Raw genomic sequence first — 14446 nt, forward strand, 5'->3', positions numbered from 1 at the left:
TTTTCCTAACTAACTAGTCCGCGTGCAAATTCGCCGGCATCGAAGAAGGCAAAATCATTAATACCCTCGCCAACCCCGACCAGTTTCACTGGTATGCCAAGCTCGCGCTGGATTGAGAAGACAATGCCACCTTTGGCGGTGCCATCAAGTTTGGTGAGCACTACGCCGGTAACTTTGGCTACTTCGGCAAAGGCCTTGGCCTGGGCCAGCCCATTTTGACCGGTGGTTGCGTCGAGGACCAAAAGAACCTCAGAAATTTGAGCCTGCTTCTCAATCACCCGGCGAATTTTTTCAAGTTCGCCCATGAGGTCGATCTTGTTTTGAAGCCGCCCAGCGGTGTCAATTATGACGATGTCGGCATCGGCCTTAATCGCTGCCTCGACCGACTCAAATGCCACCGAAGCAGGGTCCTGACCCTCTTGCTTGGGTCTAATCAGCTGAGCGCCGGCTCTCTCAGCCCAAGTGGCAATCTGATCAACGGCAGCAGCCCTAAAGGTATCTGCCGCACCGATAAATACCGACCACTCGCCTTCGGTCAGCCAGTTTGCCAGCTTGCCGATAGTTGTGGTTTTACCAACGCCGTTAACACCAACGACTAGAAATACGTACGGAAGTTTTCCATCACTTAGGTTTAGGGCTGCGTCGTCACGCTGCAGCGCCCCCGCAATTACACCAGCCAGGATGTCCTTGAGCTCCTGCTCAGACTCTGCCCCTGATGCCTTGGCCTGGCGCTTTACTTCGTCAACAATTTCAATCGCGGCGTCGAGGCCGAAATCGGCTTGAATCAGTATGTCTTCGAGTTCATCGAGGTTTGCTGGGTCAAATTTGACCCGACTAAAAAGCGATCTAATGCCCTTGCGAGAGCTCCGTTTTGGAAGCTCTACTGCAACCAGATCGGCTGCAGCCTGAGGCTGTTCGGTAATCTCCGGCTCTTGAACCGGAAAGGCATCGGCATCGGGTTCCGGAACGGGAACGGGTTCAGCAACCGGCGCTGTATCAGGAAGGGTAACCGGAGCCGGTTCTGCAACAACTGGCGATTCGGAAGAGTCAGGTGCGTCCAGTGCCTCACGGACTTCAACCGGCGCCTCTTCCCCGCGCTTCTTCTTCCAGAACATAAAACCGGCCACTTTATTTGCTCTTCTCTAGCAGACGTTGACCGACCACGGCAGAAACGCCGTCTTGGCGCATCGAGACTCCATAAAGCGCATCGGCAATTTCCATGGTTCGCTTTTGGTGCGTAATGATGATCAACTGCGAGTTGGAGCGCAGGTCTTCGAAAATTTGAAGCAACCGGCCAAGGTTGGCATCGTCCAGCGCAGCTTCAACTTCGTCCATGACGTAGAACGGCGAAGGGCGCGCTTTGAAAATTGCCACCATGAGAGCCACAGCAGCCAATGAACGCTCACCACCAGACAACAAAGACAGGCGCTCAATACGCTTTCCGGCTGGCTTGACTGTAACTTCCAAGCCAGTGGTGAGCATGTCATCTGGGTTGGTCAAGAAAATCGAGCCAGTTCCGCCTGGGAACAGCGTTGGGAACACCTGCTCGAAGGCCTTGCGGGTGTCTTCAAAAGCGTCAGCAAAAATCACCTGCATTTTTGCATCCAGGTCTTCGATGATCTGCATCAAGTCTTTACGAGTCTGGGTTAGGTCTGCCAACTGTTCGGTGAGGAACTTATGTCTTGCTTCAAGAGCTGCAAATTCTTCAAGAGCTAGCGGGTTTACTCGACCCAATTTTTCAAATAGTCGCTCGGCCTCGCGCAGACGCCTTGACTGCTCATCGCGGTTAAAGGCCTTGAACCCACCATCGGCTGTTTCGTCTGGAATCGGCAACTCTGGATTGTATTCAGCAAGCAGAATCGACTGCTCCATACCGAGTTCATCGTTGGCTCGCGAAACTAGGTTCGATAGGTTTAGACGCTTTTCATGGTTTGCCAATTCCATGTCGTGAACATTTTGGGTGAGCGCTGCGAGTTTCATCTGAATCTCGGCAGTCTCTCCGCGCAGCTTAACTAGTTCGGCGTTTTGATTGGCGCGGGCAGTTTCCAGCTCGTGCAGTCGTACTCTCGCCTGGGTTGCGCTCTCAGCCACTGCTTCCATGACAATCGGTAGAGCGTCCAAAACTCGCTGGGCTGAGTCAAGCTGTGCCTTTTGTGCAGCTGCAGCCGCCTTTGACTTTTCGATGGCAACTTGAGCTTCACGTACCTGCGATCGAAGGTTACGACCCCGCTCAGTCTCGACCCGAACTCGCTCAACGGCCGCGCCCAAATCCACCCGCAACTCGAGTTCGCGCTGGCGCTCCTGCTCCAAGTTTTCAGCCAGGGTCTGGCGGTTTGCCAAATCTAGAGTTGGTCGCTCGCGCGCTGCAAATTCATCATGATCGACGATTGCTTGGTTTAGCTGACGTTCAGCTTCGCCAATTCCGAGCGCTGCCTGTTCAGCAACCCGGCCAAGTCTGGCAACTTCGGCTTCTGAAGCCTCAACCTGAACTCGCAAACGGCCTAGGCGCTCAGCATTGGTGGCTAGGGCTGCATCGTGCTCATTCAGGGCTGCCAGTGCATCTTTGGAGCTTTGCTTGGCTGCCTCTTCAGTCGAACGCGCCTGAGCAAGTTCAGCACGGCCCTTTTCAACTAGATCGGTAACCTCAGCCAAACGCTTTTCAGCTGCATCGCGTTGAGCAACAAGCTCAACTTTTGAAGGCTTATTAGAAGACCCACCACGGATGATGTTGTCCGAGAGGACGTCACCCTCGAGAGTGATAAGAGTGAACTTGTTGGCGTTGGCGTCCGAGGCATACAAGGCCCTGGCTGCATCGATGCTGTCAACTATGACCACACCGGCAAGCAGGTTTAGTATGCCTTGCGGGGCCTCGACAACTTCTGAGGCGGCGCGCGAGCCGGCAAGTTTTGGCACGTCAGGGCTGTTTTTGCCACCATCCACGTCAGCAATAATCAACTCAACGCGGCCACCCTGAGATTTCTTGAGGTGCTCGATGGCCGAAAGACCTTCGTCGCGAGAATCAGCAACCAAGGCGTCAGCCAGTGAACCGAGTGCCGCAGCAACAGCGACTTCAAACCCTTTTTGAATCTTCATGTGGCTTGCTACTAGCCCACGGATACCGCGCAATCCCGCAGCGGTCAGCTCGGTTGTACCGTCTTTTTGCTCCAGCGTTAAGTTCAGGGCGGAGCGTTTTGCCGCAAGCGAGTCACGCTCACGCTCGGCAACATGGATTTCATCCCGAAGTGCTTCAATGCGAGCCTGCGATTCCGAGACCGCCTTTTGGGCCGCTTCGTACCTAAGTTCGAGACCGTTGTCTGCCGGTGACTGCTGGTTTTGCAGCTGACTTTCGAGATTTTGGTACTCGGCTTTACGTGCTTCCAAGCGCTCATTGGCTTCGGCGAGCGCCTGTTGGTGACGAACAACCTCTCCCATGAGGCTGGCAAGCCGCGATTCTGCGATGTTTGCCTCATTGGCCAGCCTGGCCTTGTCTAGGTCAAACTTCGAGATCAGCGCGTTGGCCTCGGCAACTTCGTTGTCAAACTTTTCCAGAACATCGCGCGCTTCACTTCTAGACTTTTCAGCCTCGTGGAGTGCTTTTTGCAGGGCCTCGACCGATTGCGCTAATTCGACTGCTGTTGCTTCTGCGGCAAGTGCCTCGGCTTCAATAGATGCTGGGTCGACCTGCGCACCAGAGACCTCAGCCTGCGAGCCCAAAAGAGCAACCTTTTGAGTTGCGATAGAGAGCAGAGACCGGAGACGCTCCGCCAGCGAGTCGAACTGGTAAGCCAAATTGCGAGCCTGGTCGAGTTCGGTAGATACTTGGGCTGCCTCCAGCTGAGCCAAGCGAGCTGTATTTTCTGAGAGCAATTCCTGCAGGATGTTGCGCTCACCACGTCGATCCGACTCACTCTTGGCGGTTTCCTCGAGTGCTCGGTGGAGCTCTGTGATGTCTGCAGCCAAAATACGGGCTTTTGCATCTCGGACAACGGCAGCGATGCCCTGCGCTTCGCGGGCAACTTCTGCCTGTTGGCCAAGCGGCTTTAGCTGCCTGCGCACCTCGCCAGCTAGGTCATTAAGTCTGGTTAGGTTGGCCTGCATCGCCTCAAGCTTGCGCTGAGTCTTTTCTTTGCGGCGGCGGTGCTTCAAAATTCCAGCAGCTTCTTCGATGAATCCGCGGCGTTCTTCTGGCGTGGCACGAAGAACCGAATCCAGCTGACCTTGCCCGACGATAACGTGCATCTCGCGACCGAGACCTGAGTCGCTCAGGAGTTCTTGGACGTCCAACAACCTGACCGGCTCGCCGTTGATCGCGTACTCGCTACCGCCGTTGCGGAACAAGGTTCTCGAAATGGTTACTTCGGTGTAGTCAATTGGTAGAGCGCCATCGGAGTTATCGATGGTCAAAATTACTTCGGCTCGACCAAGGGGACCTTTGGTGCTGGTGCCAGCAAAGATTACGTCTTCCATCTTGCCGCCGCGGAGGCTCTTGGCGCCCTGCTCACCCATCACCCAGGCAAGCGCGTCAACTACGTTGGATTTACCGGAACCATTTGGCCCAACTACGGCGGTTACGCCTGGCTCAAAAGCAAATGTGGTTGGCTGTGCGAATGATTTAAATCCCTTGAGGGTGAGGCTCTTTAAGTACAAGCTGCCACCTGCCCCTCATTGCTCGAAATCGACTTTCGACAAAATTGCCGTAAAGGTCAAAAATACCCCACTTTTAGCGCAGTTTTTGGCACTTTGGACAGAAGTGCGAACCTCGGTTCATCCAGCTATCGCGCCGAATTGGTGTTCCACAACGCTTACACGGATTTCCGGTCATGCCGTAGGCGTTGAGCGAAACGGCAAAATAGCCGCTCTCCCCGTTTACATTTTTGTATTGCTCATCAAAACTTGTTCCGCCCTCAGCAACGGCGTCAGTCAGAATTTCGTGCACGTGCGCCAAAAGCTCACTGGACTTAGCCGGCGTCAAGGTAGCGGCAGGTTGGTCATAATGCAGTTTGGCCCGCCACAGGGCTTCATCGGCATAGATGTTGCCAATTCCGCTAAGTGTCTGCTGGTCTAGCAAGACTCGCTTAATTCCAGAGTTCTTTTTCTTGAATTTTGCTGTCACCTGCTGGGCATCAAAATTCTCGTCCAGAGGGTCTCTCCGAATGTGCGCCGCTTGTTCCGGAATCAGGTTTTGCCACCACTGCCCCGCACCAACTCCAGCACTGAAACCTCCAGGCTTACCATCGTCGGTCGGCACTAAGCGGTCGATAGCCAGCGAACCAAATAGGCGCTGATCTACAAATCTGAATTCATAGGGGCTACCGTCCACACCCCGGACGTGAATGACAACGCGCGTCAATTTGTCTTCGGTGAAACCTGGGGGTCGCAGCAACATTTGACCACTCATACCCAGATGTCCGACTAGGGCAAGGTTGTGTTCAGAGTTTTTGGTTGTCTCGAGCGGGTACCAGAGAAATTTTCCACGCCGGACAACACCCAGAATTTTTGAACCAATTAGCGTGGCTTTGAAGTCCTCTGGTCCACCCGGATGACGCTTGAGCGACCGCACATCCAGGATGTCGATAGCGGTGATGGTTGCGTTGGTTAGCGCTGGCGCCAAACCAGCACGGACAGTTTCAACTTCTGGTAACTCAGGCATTATTTAGCAGCGAGTTTTGCTAGAGCATCGATGGCGGCCTCGGTTTCAGCGCTCTTTCGTGACCGCCCCTGACCTTCACCTAGCAGGCGATCCCCTGAAGAAACTTTCGCGAAAAAGACTCGGTCGTGATCGGGCCCCTCATGAGTGGTGACATATGTAGGCACTGGTTTGCCTGAGGCTTGAAACCGCTCTTGCAGGGTTGTTTTTGGATCGCTGTTTTCACGCAGAGAATCAGTGTCTCTCAATAGCGGGAACACAAATCGGGCAACAAATTCTTGGGCAGCGTCTAGACCTTTAGAAACGTAAATTGCCCCGAGGATTGCCTCAAAGGCATCGGCAAGCAAATTTAGTTTGGTACGCCCACCGGTTTGCTCTTCACCCTTGCCTAGCCTCAAAAACTCGCCGACACCTAGCTCTGCGGCAATGCCGCTGAGTGCACGTGCTGAGACGACAGCGTTTTTGACTTTGGTGAGTTCGCCCTCAGATAGGTCGGTTAGTAGATCGTGAATGTGAGATGTAACAACAAAACCCAACACTGAGTCGCCTAGAAACTCTAGGCGCTCGTTGTTGGGTAGGTTGCCGTTCTCGTACGCATACGAGCGGTGAGTCAGTGCGAGCTCGAGCAGCTGAGGCTCGAGGTCAACGCCTAAGCGATTGCATAGAACGTTGAGGTTCATCGCGTGACCTTAAAAAGTTTTACGCGTCAGCGACCTTGCGGCCCTTGTACTCCATGAACAGCGCGTTGCCGGCTGAGTCGGTTACAAGCTTTGCGCGGTGAGGCAGGCTGTAGACGGTCTTGCCGTTTTCAATGGTCTTGACGAGAGTAACCTCGGCAGCCTTCCACTGTGAACGACGTGCGTGAGTGCGTGCTCGTGAGAGGCGTCTCTTTGGTACTGGCATGGTACTTACTCTTCCTTTTTTATGAAGCTTTCCAGGGCACTCCAACGCGTATCTACAGCGGCTTCGTGCACGTGATGAGGATTCTCAGCCAACTTCACACCACATTCTGGGCACAGGCCAAGACAGTTTTTTCTACAAACTGGGTGGAACGGGAGGCTTAGAACAACCGCATCACGGATAACTTGTTCAAGATCGATTTCTTCGTCTTCGACAACATAGTCATCCTCGTTAGTTAAAGAATAGGCGAAAAGCTCTTGAAAATCTACCTCAATCGGCAGTGTCAGCGGTTCTAGACATCTACTGCACTCGGCATCGGCATCGACAAACACCTCGCCGGTGGCCAAAATACCCTCGTGAACTGACTCGACACGGATGTCTAGATCGAGTTCAACGCCCTCAACGACCTTGGCGATACCCTCGCCAAACTCAGAGTTTGTGATGATGTCCAACTTGTATTCGCGCATGGCGCCGGGTTTGTGCATGATGTCACGCACTGAAATTAGGTACGGAGAAGCAGCCATTAGCCCTTTGCCTTTCTATTCGCCGAAGAAGAGGCTAACGCACGGGCAACTACCTCGGGAACATATTTCTGAACTGAGCCTTCAAGGTCAGCAACTTGCTTGACCAAGGTGCTCGAAATGTGACCGTGGATTGGATCGGCCGGAATGAAGCAGGTTTCGACATCAGCCAAATCGCGGTTTACCTGAGCCATCGGCAATTCGTAATCGAGGTCAACACTGGTTCTAAAGCCTTTTACCAAAGCTGTGGCGCCCACCATGCGGCAATAATTGACCAACAATCCTGAGTCCAGAGTATCGACCGTGATTTTCTTGGATTCAATACCAACCTCAGCCAGGCTTGCTCGAACAAGTTCCACACGCTCTTCACTGCTGAATCTTGGTGACTTTGCCGGGTTGTGAACCACCAGGATGTGCAGTTCATCAAATAGCTTGGCCGCGCGCTCAGCGATATCAAGGTGCCCGAACGTTATTGGATCAAAAGACCCCGGATACACGGCAATTGTTGGCATAGGACAAGGTTACCTAAGACTTGGCTAGGTTGGCCTGTCGCACAGAATCTTGATCAGCCAGAACTTGCGCTATGGCCGGTGACTTTTCGAGAGTTGGATCAGCCTCAAGCAGTTGTTCGGCGTCAACCCGTGCTGCCTGAATTAGCTTGGCGTCTTGAATCACTCGAAGTAGCCGAAGACTTGAGCGCCCGCCCGACTGGTTCTGACCAAGCACATCACCCTCGCGCCTTAACTCGAGGTCAATTTCACTGAGTTCAAAACCGTCGAGAGTAGACGCCACTGCCTTTACTCGTTCAAGCGCAAGTGATCCCTCTTCTGCGGAGGTGAGCAGAAGACACAAACCCGGATTTCCGCCTCGGCCGACGCGACCGCGCAATTGATGTAATTGACTCACACCGAATCGGTCGGCATCCAAGACAACCATGACCGTGGCGTTCGGAACGTCAACTCCAACTTCGATAACAGTAGTCGACACCAGAACATCGATCTCGCGAGCCGCAAATTTGGCCATGACATCGGCCTTTTCTTCCGATGACATTCGACCATGCAGGGTCTCAATTCGCAGCCCCTTGAGAGCGGGATTTAACCGAAGCGAGTCTGTCATGCCAATGGCTGACGAAAGCATCTGACGTGGTTTCTTGGCCAGCTCCAGTGCAGCCTGGTCAGTGCCATCCGAGAAGGTAAGTTCATCCTCAGCGGCACCGCCCGATTCTAGGAGCTCCTCTTCCGGATCATCCTCGTCAATTCTTGGGCACACCACAAAGGCCTGACGCCCATTTGAGACCTCTTCAGCAATCCGTTGCCAAGTCCGGGCCACGAGCGGCGCCTGGGCTAGCTGAACCACGTGCGAGGTTATGCCCTGTCTTCCGGCAGGGAGCTCCGTGAGAGTAGACACATCGAGGTCACCGAATACCGTGACGGCCAGGGTGCGCGGAATCGGGGTGGCTGTCATGGTGAGAACATGTGGCGGTAATTTGCCCTTTAGTCTCAGGGCTTCGCGCTGATCAACCCCGAATCGATGTTGTTCGTCGACAACAATGAGGCCGAGGTCTAAGAATTCAACTTTGTCAGCAATCAGCGCGTGGGTGCCGACCACGATTTGAGCCTTGCCACTGACCAACTGCAAGAGCGCCTTCTTGCGGTCAGCTACCGGCATTTGGCCGGTGAGCAGAGTAAGCCCCAACTCCTTACTTAGGTCGTCACCGAGAGTTTTCTGAATCGAGCGAAAATGCTGCGCAGCAAGTACCTCGGTAGGAGCTAGGAGCGCAGACTGACCCCCGGCATCAGCAACAACCAACATTGCCCTGAGCGCCACCAACGTTTTTCCTGAACCAACCTCACCCTGCAGCAAACGATTCATCGGATGAGCTCGAGCAAGGTCATCGGCAATTTGATTGCCCACGGATACCTGACCATTTGTGAGGGTAAAGGGCAAGGTCGCATCAAATTTGGCAAGCACGCCATTGGCTCTAGCGACTCTAGGAGTGGCCCGCACATGTTTTTTTTGAATTCTGCGGGTTAGCAGCGTGATCTGAAGCATAAAAGCCTCGTGATACTTGAGAGTATCGCGGGCGGTGCGCCAATCCTCATGGACTTCTGGACGGTGAATCTTTTGAATGGCCTCATGAAGGGGCAACAGACCAAGTCGTTGCACCAGGGCATCCGGTAATTCATCAACGATTGGGGCGAGAGTGTCTAGAACGATAGCCAAACTGCGCTGAATGGCCCAGGTGGTTACGGCTGAGGCTGCCGGGTAAATCGGAATCGGTAAATCAGCCCAGCGCTTGGCCTCTGCATCTGAAATCTCTTCGGGGAAGAGTTCGTAATCCGGGTGAGCCAGCTGTAGACGCCCCTGATAACTTCCGATTTTTCCGGCAAACAGTCCCCGATGACCTGGCCTCAGTTCTTTTTGCCGCCAGGCCTGATTGAAGAACGTGAGGGTCATTTTGCCGTGACCGTCAGTAATTAGAACTTCCAGGATGCTGCCGTTGCGCCCTTTCATGCGGCGCTCTTTGACTTCCAAAATATCGGCAACAACGGTGGCCGGCTCCCCCAAAGGAATTTCGCTGATTGGCGTTAGTGTGCCGCGGGATGCATACCGCCGGGGAAAATGCATGAGGAGGTCACCGACAGTTTTCAAGCCGAGGTGTTTGGCAAACGACTTGGCCGTGCGGTCCCCGAGGACTCGGTCTAGTGGCTCAGTCGGCAGTAGCATGCTTCTATCTTCGCCGACCCGAGCGCTATAGAAGGTAGGCTTGGCAAGTTATGACAAGAATCATCGGCGGAATAGCTGGCTCGAGACAACTCGCCAGCCCAGCAAAATCAACCCGGCCAACCAGCGACCGCATCCGTGAGGCAATTTTCAACCGCCTGGAAGCTCGCGACATGGTCGACAATAAACGAGTTTTGGATCTTTACGCCGGAACCGGCGCACTTGCTCTGGAGGCCATCAGTCGCGGAGCTATTTTTGCCATGATGGTCGAGCGCGATGGCAAAGCCGCTGCGGTCTGTGTAAAAAACACTCAGATGATCCAGAAGGCTATGGAAAAAGAGGGTTTCTACGACCAGGTAACCAAGGTTGCCAACAAAGCCGTTTCTTCATTTTTGAGCACCGATGTCCTCGAATACGATGTGGTTTTCATCGACCCACCTTATGAAATAAGCAACGAAGAGGTTTCCGAAAACCTCACCGCCCTGGTTCCGCGACTTGCTGCAGACGCCATCATCATGCTGGAGCGATCAAGCCGCAGTGGTCCTGTTGAACTACCGGCGGGTCTTGAGTTGGACGAAGAAAAAAACTACGGCGACACCACGGTTTTTTGGTTGAACAAGTCTGAATAAGTTCATAAAAAAAGACCTCCCGATGGGAGGTCTTTTTTATTGTCTAGTGGAAAAACCCTTTCAGGTTTCGTTCCTCTTGGCCGATGTAAATCTGCTGTGGGCGGCCGATTTTGGTCGCTGGATCCACATTCATTTCGCGCCAGTGAGCAATCCATCCCGGTAGTCGACCCATCGCGAACAATGCGGTGAACATGTGCGGAGGGAAACCAAGCGCCTTGTAGATTACACCGGTGTAGAAATCCACATTCGGGTAAAGCTTGCGCTCCTGGAAATAAGGGTCAGCCAGCGCAACGCCCTCAAGTTCTTTAGCGATGTCTAGCAGAGGGTCCTGCACACCAAGCTCAGCGAGGACCTTATCTGCGGTTGCCTTAACAATGCGAGCACGCGGGTCTAGGTTCTTGTAAACGCGGTGACCAAAGCCCATCAGACGGATTCCGTCTTCTTTGTTCTTGACTCGGTTAACGAATGACTGAACACCCTCTCCCGATTCACGAATTTGGGTGAGCATCTCGAGAACAGCCTCATTGGCACCGCCGTGGAGCGGACCAAACAGGGCATTGATGCCAGAGGAGATAGATGCAAACAGGTTTGCCTGGCTTGAACCAACAAGGCGCACCGTTGAAGTAGAGCAGTTCTGTTCGTGGTCTGCGTGCAGCACCAGGAGTGTGTCGAGAGCCTTGGTTACCACTGGGTTCTGCACGTATTCCTCGGCCATGTTGCCAAAGTTCAGGCGCAAGAAGTTCTCAACGTAAGAAAGTGAGTTATCTGGGTAAAGCAAAGCCTGACCCATGCTGTTCTTGTGCGCGTAGGCAGCCAAAACTGGCAACTTTGCCAGCAGGCGAATCGTTGACAGCTCAACCTGCTCTGGGTCGTGGGGATCCAAAGAATCCTGGTAGAAAGTTGATAGCGCAGAAACACCAGCAGCAAGCACAGCCATTGGGTGAGCGTTCTGAGGCATTGCCTGGAAAAGGTTTTTAAGGTCCTCGTGAACCAGCGTGTGGCGGCGGATACGCTCTTCGAAGCCACCTAGTTCTTCAGCGGTAGGTAGTTCACCGTAGATGAGCAACCATGCAGTTTCTAGAAAGCTCTTGTTGCCCGCCAATTGCTCGATTGGGTAGCCGCGGTGACGCAAAATGCCATTGGCACCGTCGATAAAGGTGATGGCTGACTTGGTTGATGCGGTGTTAACGAAACCCTGGTCATAAGCGGTAAGACCGGTTGTGGCTGTCAACTTTGAAATGTCGACAGCATCAGGTCCGTCTACGGCTGAAATAACTGGAAACTCGGCGGTGGTATTGCCGTAAGTAATCGTTACTTTGTCGCTCGAGGTCATCGAAGCTCCTACTGCTGGTGTTATGCCTTTTTAGGCGTTCTTCAAGCCTATGGCATCGCGCAACCTGCGCGCTCCCTCAGCGATTTTGTCGTCGGTTGCCGTGATAGAAAAACGAACGTGCTCGGTGCTGTGTTCGCCATAGAAGGTACCTGGAACCACGACGATTCCTAGCTCAGCCATTCGGTCCACGGTTTGCCAGCAATCCTCGTGAAGGGTTGCCCATAGGTACAGGCCAGCATCGCTGTCTGAAAGCTCAAAACCGTAATCGCGAACCGCTGCCAAAAGGATATCGCGGCGCTCTCGATAGATTTCTTTCTCAGCTGCTACGTGGTCTTCATCTCCGAGGGCTACAACCATGGCTCGCTGAACCGGGCCTGGGGTGTTGAGGCCAGAATGCATACGAAGGTTTACTAGGCCTTTGATAAGTGAGGCCTCGCCAACAGCAAATGCTGCGCGGTAGCCCGCCATGTTGGACTGCTTGCTCAGCGAATAAACAGCCAAAACACCTTCGTGTGAGCCGCCGCAAACGCGAGGATCAAGAACGGATGGGATCAACTTTTCTGACCATTCATTCCAACCCAGCTCGGCATAACATTCGTCGCTGGCGATCAGGGCGCCCAATTCGCGAGCTCGGTCAACGGCGGCCTTCATCTCGGCAACGTCAAGAACTCGACCATCCGGGTTGCCAGGAGAGTTGATCCAAATTAACTTTGCGTTGCTTGGCCACTTGGCAGGATCATCTTCAGAAATAATCTCGGCCCCACAAAGTGCAGCACCAACCACATAGGCCGTGTAGGCCACCTTTGGCTGGACCACGACATCGCCCGGACCGAGACCCATCAGCAGCGGCAACCAAGAAATCAGCTCTTTAGAACCGATGGTCGGCATGACCTGTTCAGGCTTTAGACCTGGAACTCCTCGGCGGCGCTCAAACCACTCAACCACGGCGGCCTTGAACTCTGGCGAGCCACCGGTTGAAGGGTACCCGGGTGCGTTTGACGAAGCGTTAAGCGCATCTTGAATAATCGATGGAGTTGGATCAACCGGGGATCCCACAGATAGGTCGACTGCGCCACCTGGGTGAAGAGCTGCTTTGGCCGCGAATGGCTTTAGCTGCTCCCACGGATACTCGGGCAGTCGATCGAACACTATTACTCGCCCTGTGGCGGAAGTGCGGTGATTACCGAGTGGTCTAGGTCAAGCTTGCCGACTTTGGCAGCTCCGCCTGGTGAACCAATCTCGCTGAAAAACTCTACGTTGGCCTTGTAGTAGTCAGACCACTGTGATGGCAGGTCATCCTCGTAGTAGATTGCCTCGACCGGGCAAACAGGCTCACAGGCACCACAGTCAACACACTCATCCGGGTGGATGTAAAGCATGCGGTCACCCTCGTAAATGCAGTCGACTGGGCACTCTTCAATACATGCCTTGTCCTTGACGTCAACGCAAGGTAGTGCGATTACATAAGTCATGGGTGATCCTTTCGTTTCTAAGTTCTAGTTTAACGATGCCCGCGCGAACTTCTGCGCCAAGCACCCGGTTGAACACGGGGAAAAAGAATAATAAAGGCACAAATTCCGATCGAACCGAAGGCCCAAAAGGTTCCAATGTCATTGCCCGGAATGAAGAGCTCCCCGCCGGGTTGCCGCTGCGATAGCCAAAAAATAGTCGCGCTCAGGCCCGCGGTGAGCAAATACAGGGCTCCCCTGGATCGACGCATAAGACGCAGACCTAGCGCTATCGATGCTGTCATGATCAAAGCAACGATGAGCCCCAGCTGCGTTTGAGCTGGGTCATTGGCCCGCACCTGGTGAAGCATGGTGCCGGCAAAGGCAAAAAGCACGCCCAGCGGCAGGGCCCAGAACGACGATAGGAACGGCTTCCAGTGAGCAAAACGACTAATTGACTGTCTACGGAGTCGCTCAGGGCGGTCATAACGGATTTCTTTGCCCGGCACGACCGAATAGGTCTCGGCGTGAACTGCGACCTGGCTAGCGTGCGCCTCTAGAGCCGCCTTCTTGACCAACGCGGTCTTGGCATCACCGATTTCAACGTCAAAGCGCTCACGCGGTTCTGCAATTACCCAAAACTCAGGCGCACGACCACTTTTCTGCTTGATGATTCGACGAATAGCCATCGAAGTTGCTTCAAAAGCCATTTTGTGGTCCGGGTGACCAAAACCGCCTCGACTGTTGTAGGTCAAGACCACATCGGGGTTGAAATCTGATATTGCCTTGGCGATGTCGTCAGCAATCACCGATGTTGCTGCGGCAGACAACGCCATTTCATCTAGGTCGCGAGGTTTTGCAGGCTTACCCATCGAGTTGATCCGAAGGCCGGAATCAAGATAGGCGCGAGTTCCGGCGAACGCATGACGCACATTTCCAAAAGCAGCCAAGGCTTCGCGTAATTCGGTGGCCCGGAAAGAGCCCATGGCCTGTAGGTTACCTTCGAGGGCGCGCAGCTCATCGAGCTTCACCTTGCCTCGCTCACCGCGAGTGAGCGTGAAAACCATGACCTCAGCCTTCTTGGCCACAGTGTCTGCAATTACATGGCCGGTGAAGAGGCTTTCGTCATCTGGGTGCGCATGCACGATGAAGAGACGTTTTGGATTGAACTTTGCCTTTGCCATACAAACACTTTAGGCGATTACAAAAAAATCCCCGACCACCTAAGCGGCCGGGGACTTTTC

Annotated in this window: 13 protein-coding genes; 1 reads left to right on the forward strand and 12 read right to left on the reverse strand. The window is 53.8% G+C overall.

All coding sequences use genetic code 11. The features are described from left to right. Positions 1-5: 5 nt before the first annotated feature. The 8 genes from ftsY to OO731_RS04370 all read right to left on the reverse strand — a co-directional run bounded on the left by ftsY (position 6) and on the right by OO731_RS04370 (position 9795). Positions 6-1115: a signal recognition particle-docking protein FtsY gene (gene ftsY / locus OO731_RS04335; RefSeq protein WP_264889791.1), complete on the reverse strand. Its 1110-nt coding sequence runs from the start codon at positions 1113-1115 to the stop codon at positions 6-8. Between the two features lie 13 nt (positions 1116-1128). Beyond that, on the reverse strand, positions 1129-4647 hold the full coding sequence (smc, locus tag OO731_RS04340) for a chromosome segregation protein SMC (RefSeq protein ID WP_264889792.1): 3519 nt from the start codon (positions 4645-4647) through the stop codon (positions 1129-1131). Positions 4648-4720: 73 nt separating this feature from the next. Continuing rightward, positions 4721-5650, reverse strand: a complete 930-nt coding sequence (gene mutM / locus OO731_RS04345; protein WP_138316431.1) for a bifunctional DNA-formamidopyrimidine glycosylase/DNA-(apurinic or apyrimidinic site) lyase — start codon at positions 5648-5650, stop codon at positions 4721-4723. Next, a complete protein-coding gene (rnc, locus tag OO731_RS04350) occupies positions 5650-6327 on the reverse strand; it encodes a ribonuclease III (protein ID WP_264889793.1) in 678 nt (225 codons plus the stop codon). The genes mutM and rnc overlap by 1 nt, the downstream gene beginning before the upstream one ends. Before the next feature lie 19 nt (positions 6328-6346). Beyond that, complete coding sequence (rpmF, locus tag OO731_RS04355; RefSeq protein WP_138275569.1) at positions 6347-6550, reverse strand: 50S ribosomal protein L32; 204 nt, start codon at positions 6548-6550, stop codon at positions 6347-6349. Positions 6551-6555: 5 nt separating this feature from the next. Next, positions 6556-7071 carry a YceD family protein gene (locus tag OO731_RS04360; protein WP_138275570.1) on the reverse strand — a complete coding sequence of 172 codons (516 nt, stop codon included), beginning with the start codon at positions 7069-7071 and terminating at the stop codon, positions 6556-6558. Beyond that, complete coding sequence (gene coaD / locus OO731_RS04365; RefSeq protein ID WP_138275571.1) at positions 7071-7580, reverse strand: pantetheine-phosphate adenylyltransferase; 510 nt, start codon at positions 7578-7580, stop codon at positions 7071-7073. Before coaD ends, OO731_RS04360 begins: the two co-directional genes overlap by 1 nt. A 13-nt stretch (positions 7581-7593) precedes the next feature. Then, entirely contained in the window at positions 7594-9795 is a 2202-nt protein-coding gene (locus tag OO731_RS04370; protein ID WP_264889794.1) for an ATP-dependent DNA helicase RecG, read from the reverse strand. A 50-nt stretch (positions 9796-9845) separates the two neighbouring features. On the opposite strand from OO731_RS04370, the gene rsmD reads away from it, so the two are divergent. Beyond that, on the forward strand, positions 9846-10421 hold the full coding sequence (rsmD, locus tag OO731_RS04375) for a 16S rRNA (guanine(966)-N(2))-methyltransferase RsmD (protein WP_264889795.1): 576 nt from the start codon (positions 9846-9848) through the stop codon (positions 10419-10421). Positions 10422-10464: 43 nt separating this feature from the next. On the opposite strand, the gene OO731_RS04380 is transcribed toward rsmD, so the two are convergent. Genes OO731_RS04380 through OO731_RS04395 form a run of 4 tightly spaced genes read right to left on the reverse strand, consistent with a single transcriptional unit; the run spans position 10465 to position 14386 of the window. Then, the gene (locus tag OO731_RS04380) at positions 10465-11754 is read right to left on the reverse strand and encodes a citrate synthase (RefSeq protein WP_138275574.1); all 1290 of its coding nucleotides are present in this window, start codon (positions 11752-11754) and stop codon (positions 10465-10467) included. 30 nt (positions 11755-11784) lie between these two features. Further along, positions 11785-12903, reverse strand: a complete 1119-nt coding sequence (gene dapC / locus OO731_RS04385; protein WP_253786118.1) for a succinyldiaminopimelate transaminase — start codon at positions 12901-12903, stop codon at positions 11785-11787. Between the two features lie 2 nt (positions 12904-12905). Further along, the gene (gene fdxA, locus OO731_RS04390) at positions 12906-13226 is read right to left on the reverse strand and encodes a ferredoxin (RefSeq protein ID WP_138275576.1); all 321 of its coding nucleotides are present in this window, start codon (positions 13224-13226) and stop codon (positions 12906-12908) included. 29 nt (positions 13227-13255) lie between these two features. Beyond that, positions 13256-14386 (reverse strand): PIG-L family deacetylase, encoded by a 1131-nt coding sequence (locus OO731_RS04395; protein WP_264889796.1) that lies wholly within the window; start codon positions 14384-14386, stop codon positions 13256-13258. Positions 14387-14446 lie beyond the last annotated feature (60 nt).

The organism is Rhodoluna sp. KAS3 (assembly GCF_026000575.1).
Taxonomy (GTDB): domain Bacteria; phylum Actinomycetota; class Actinomycetes; order Actinomycetales; family Microbacteriaceae; genus Rhodoluna.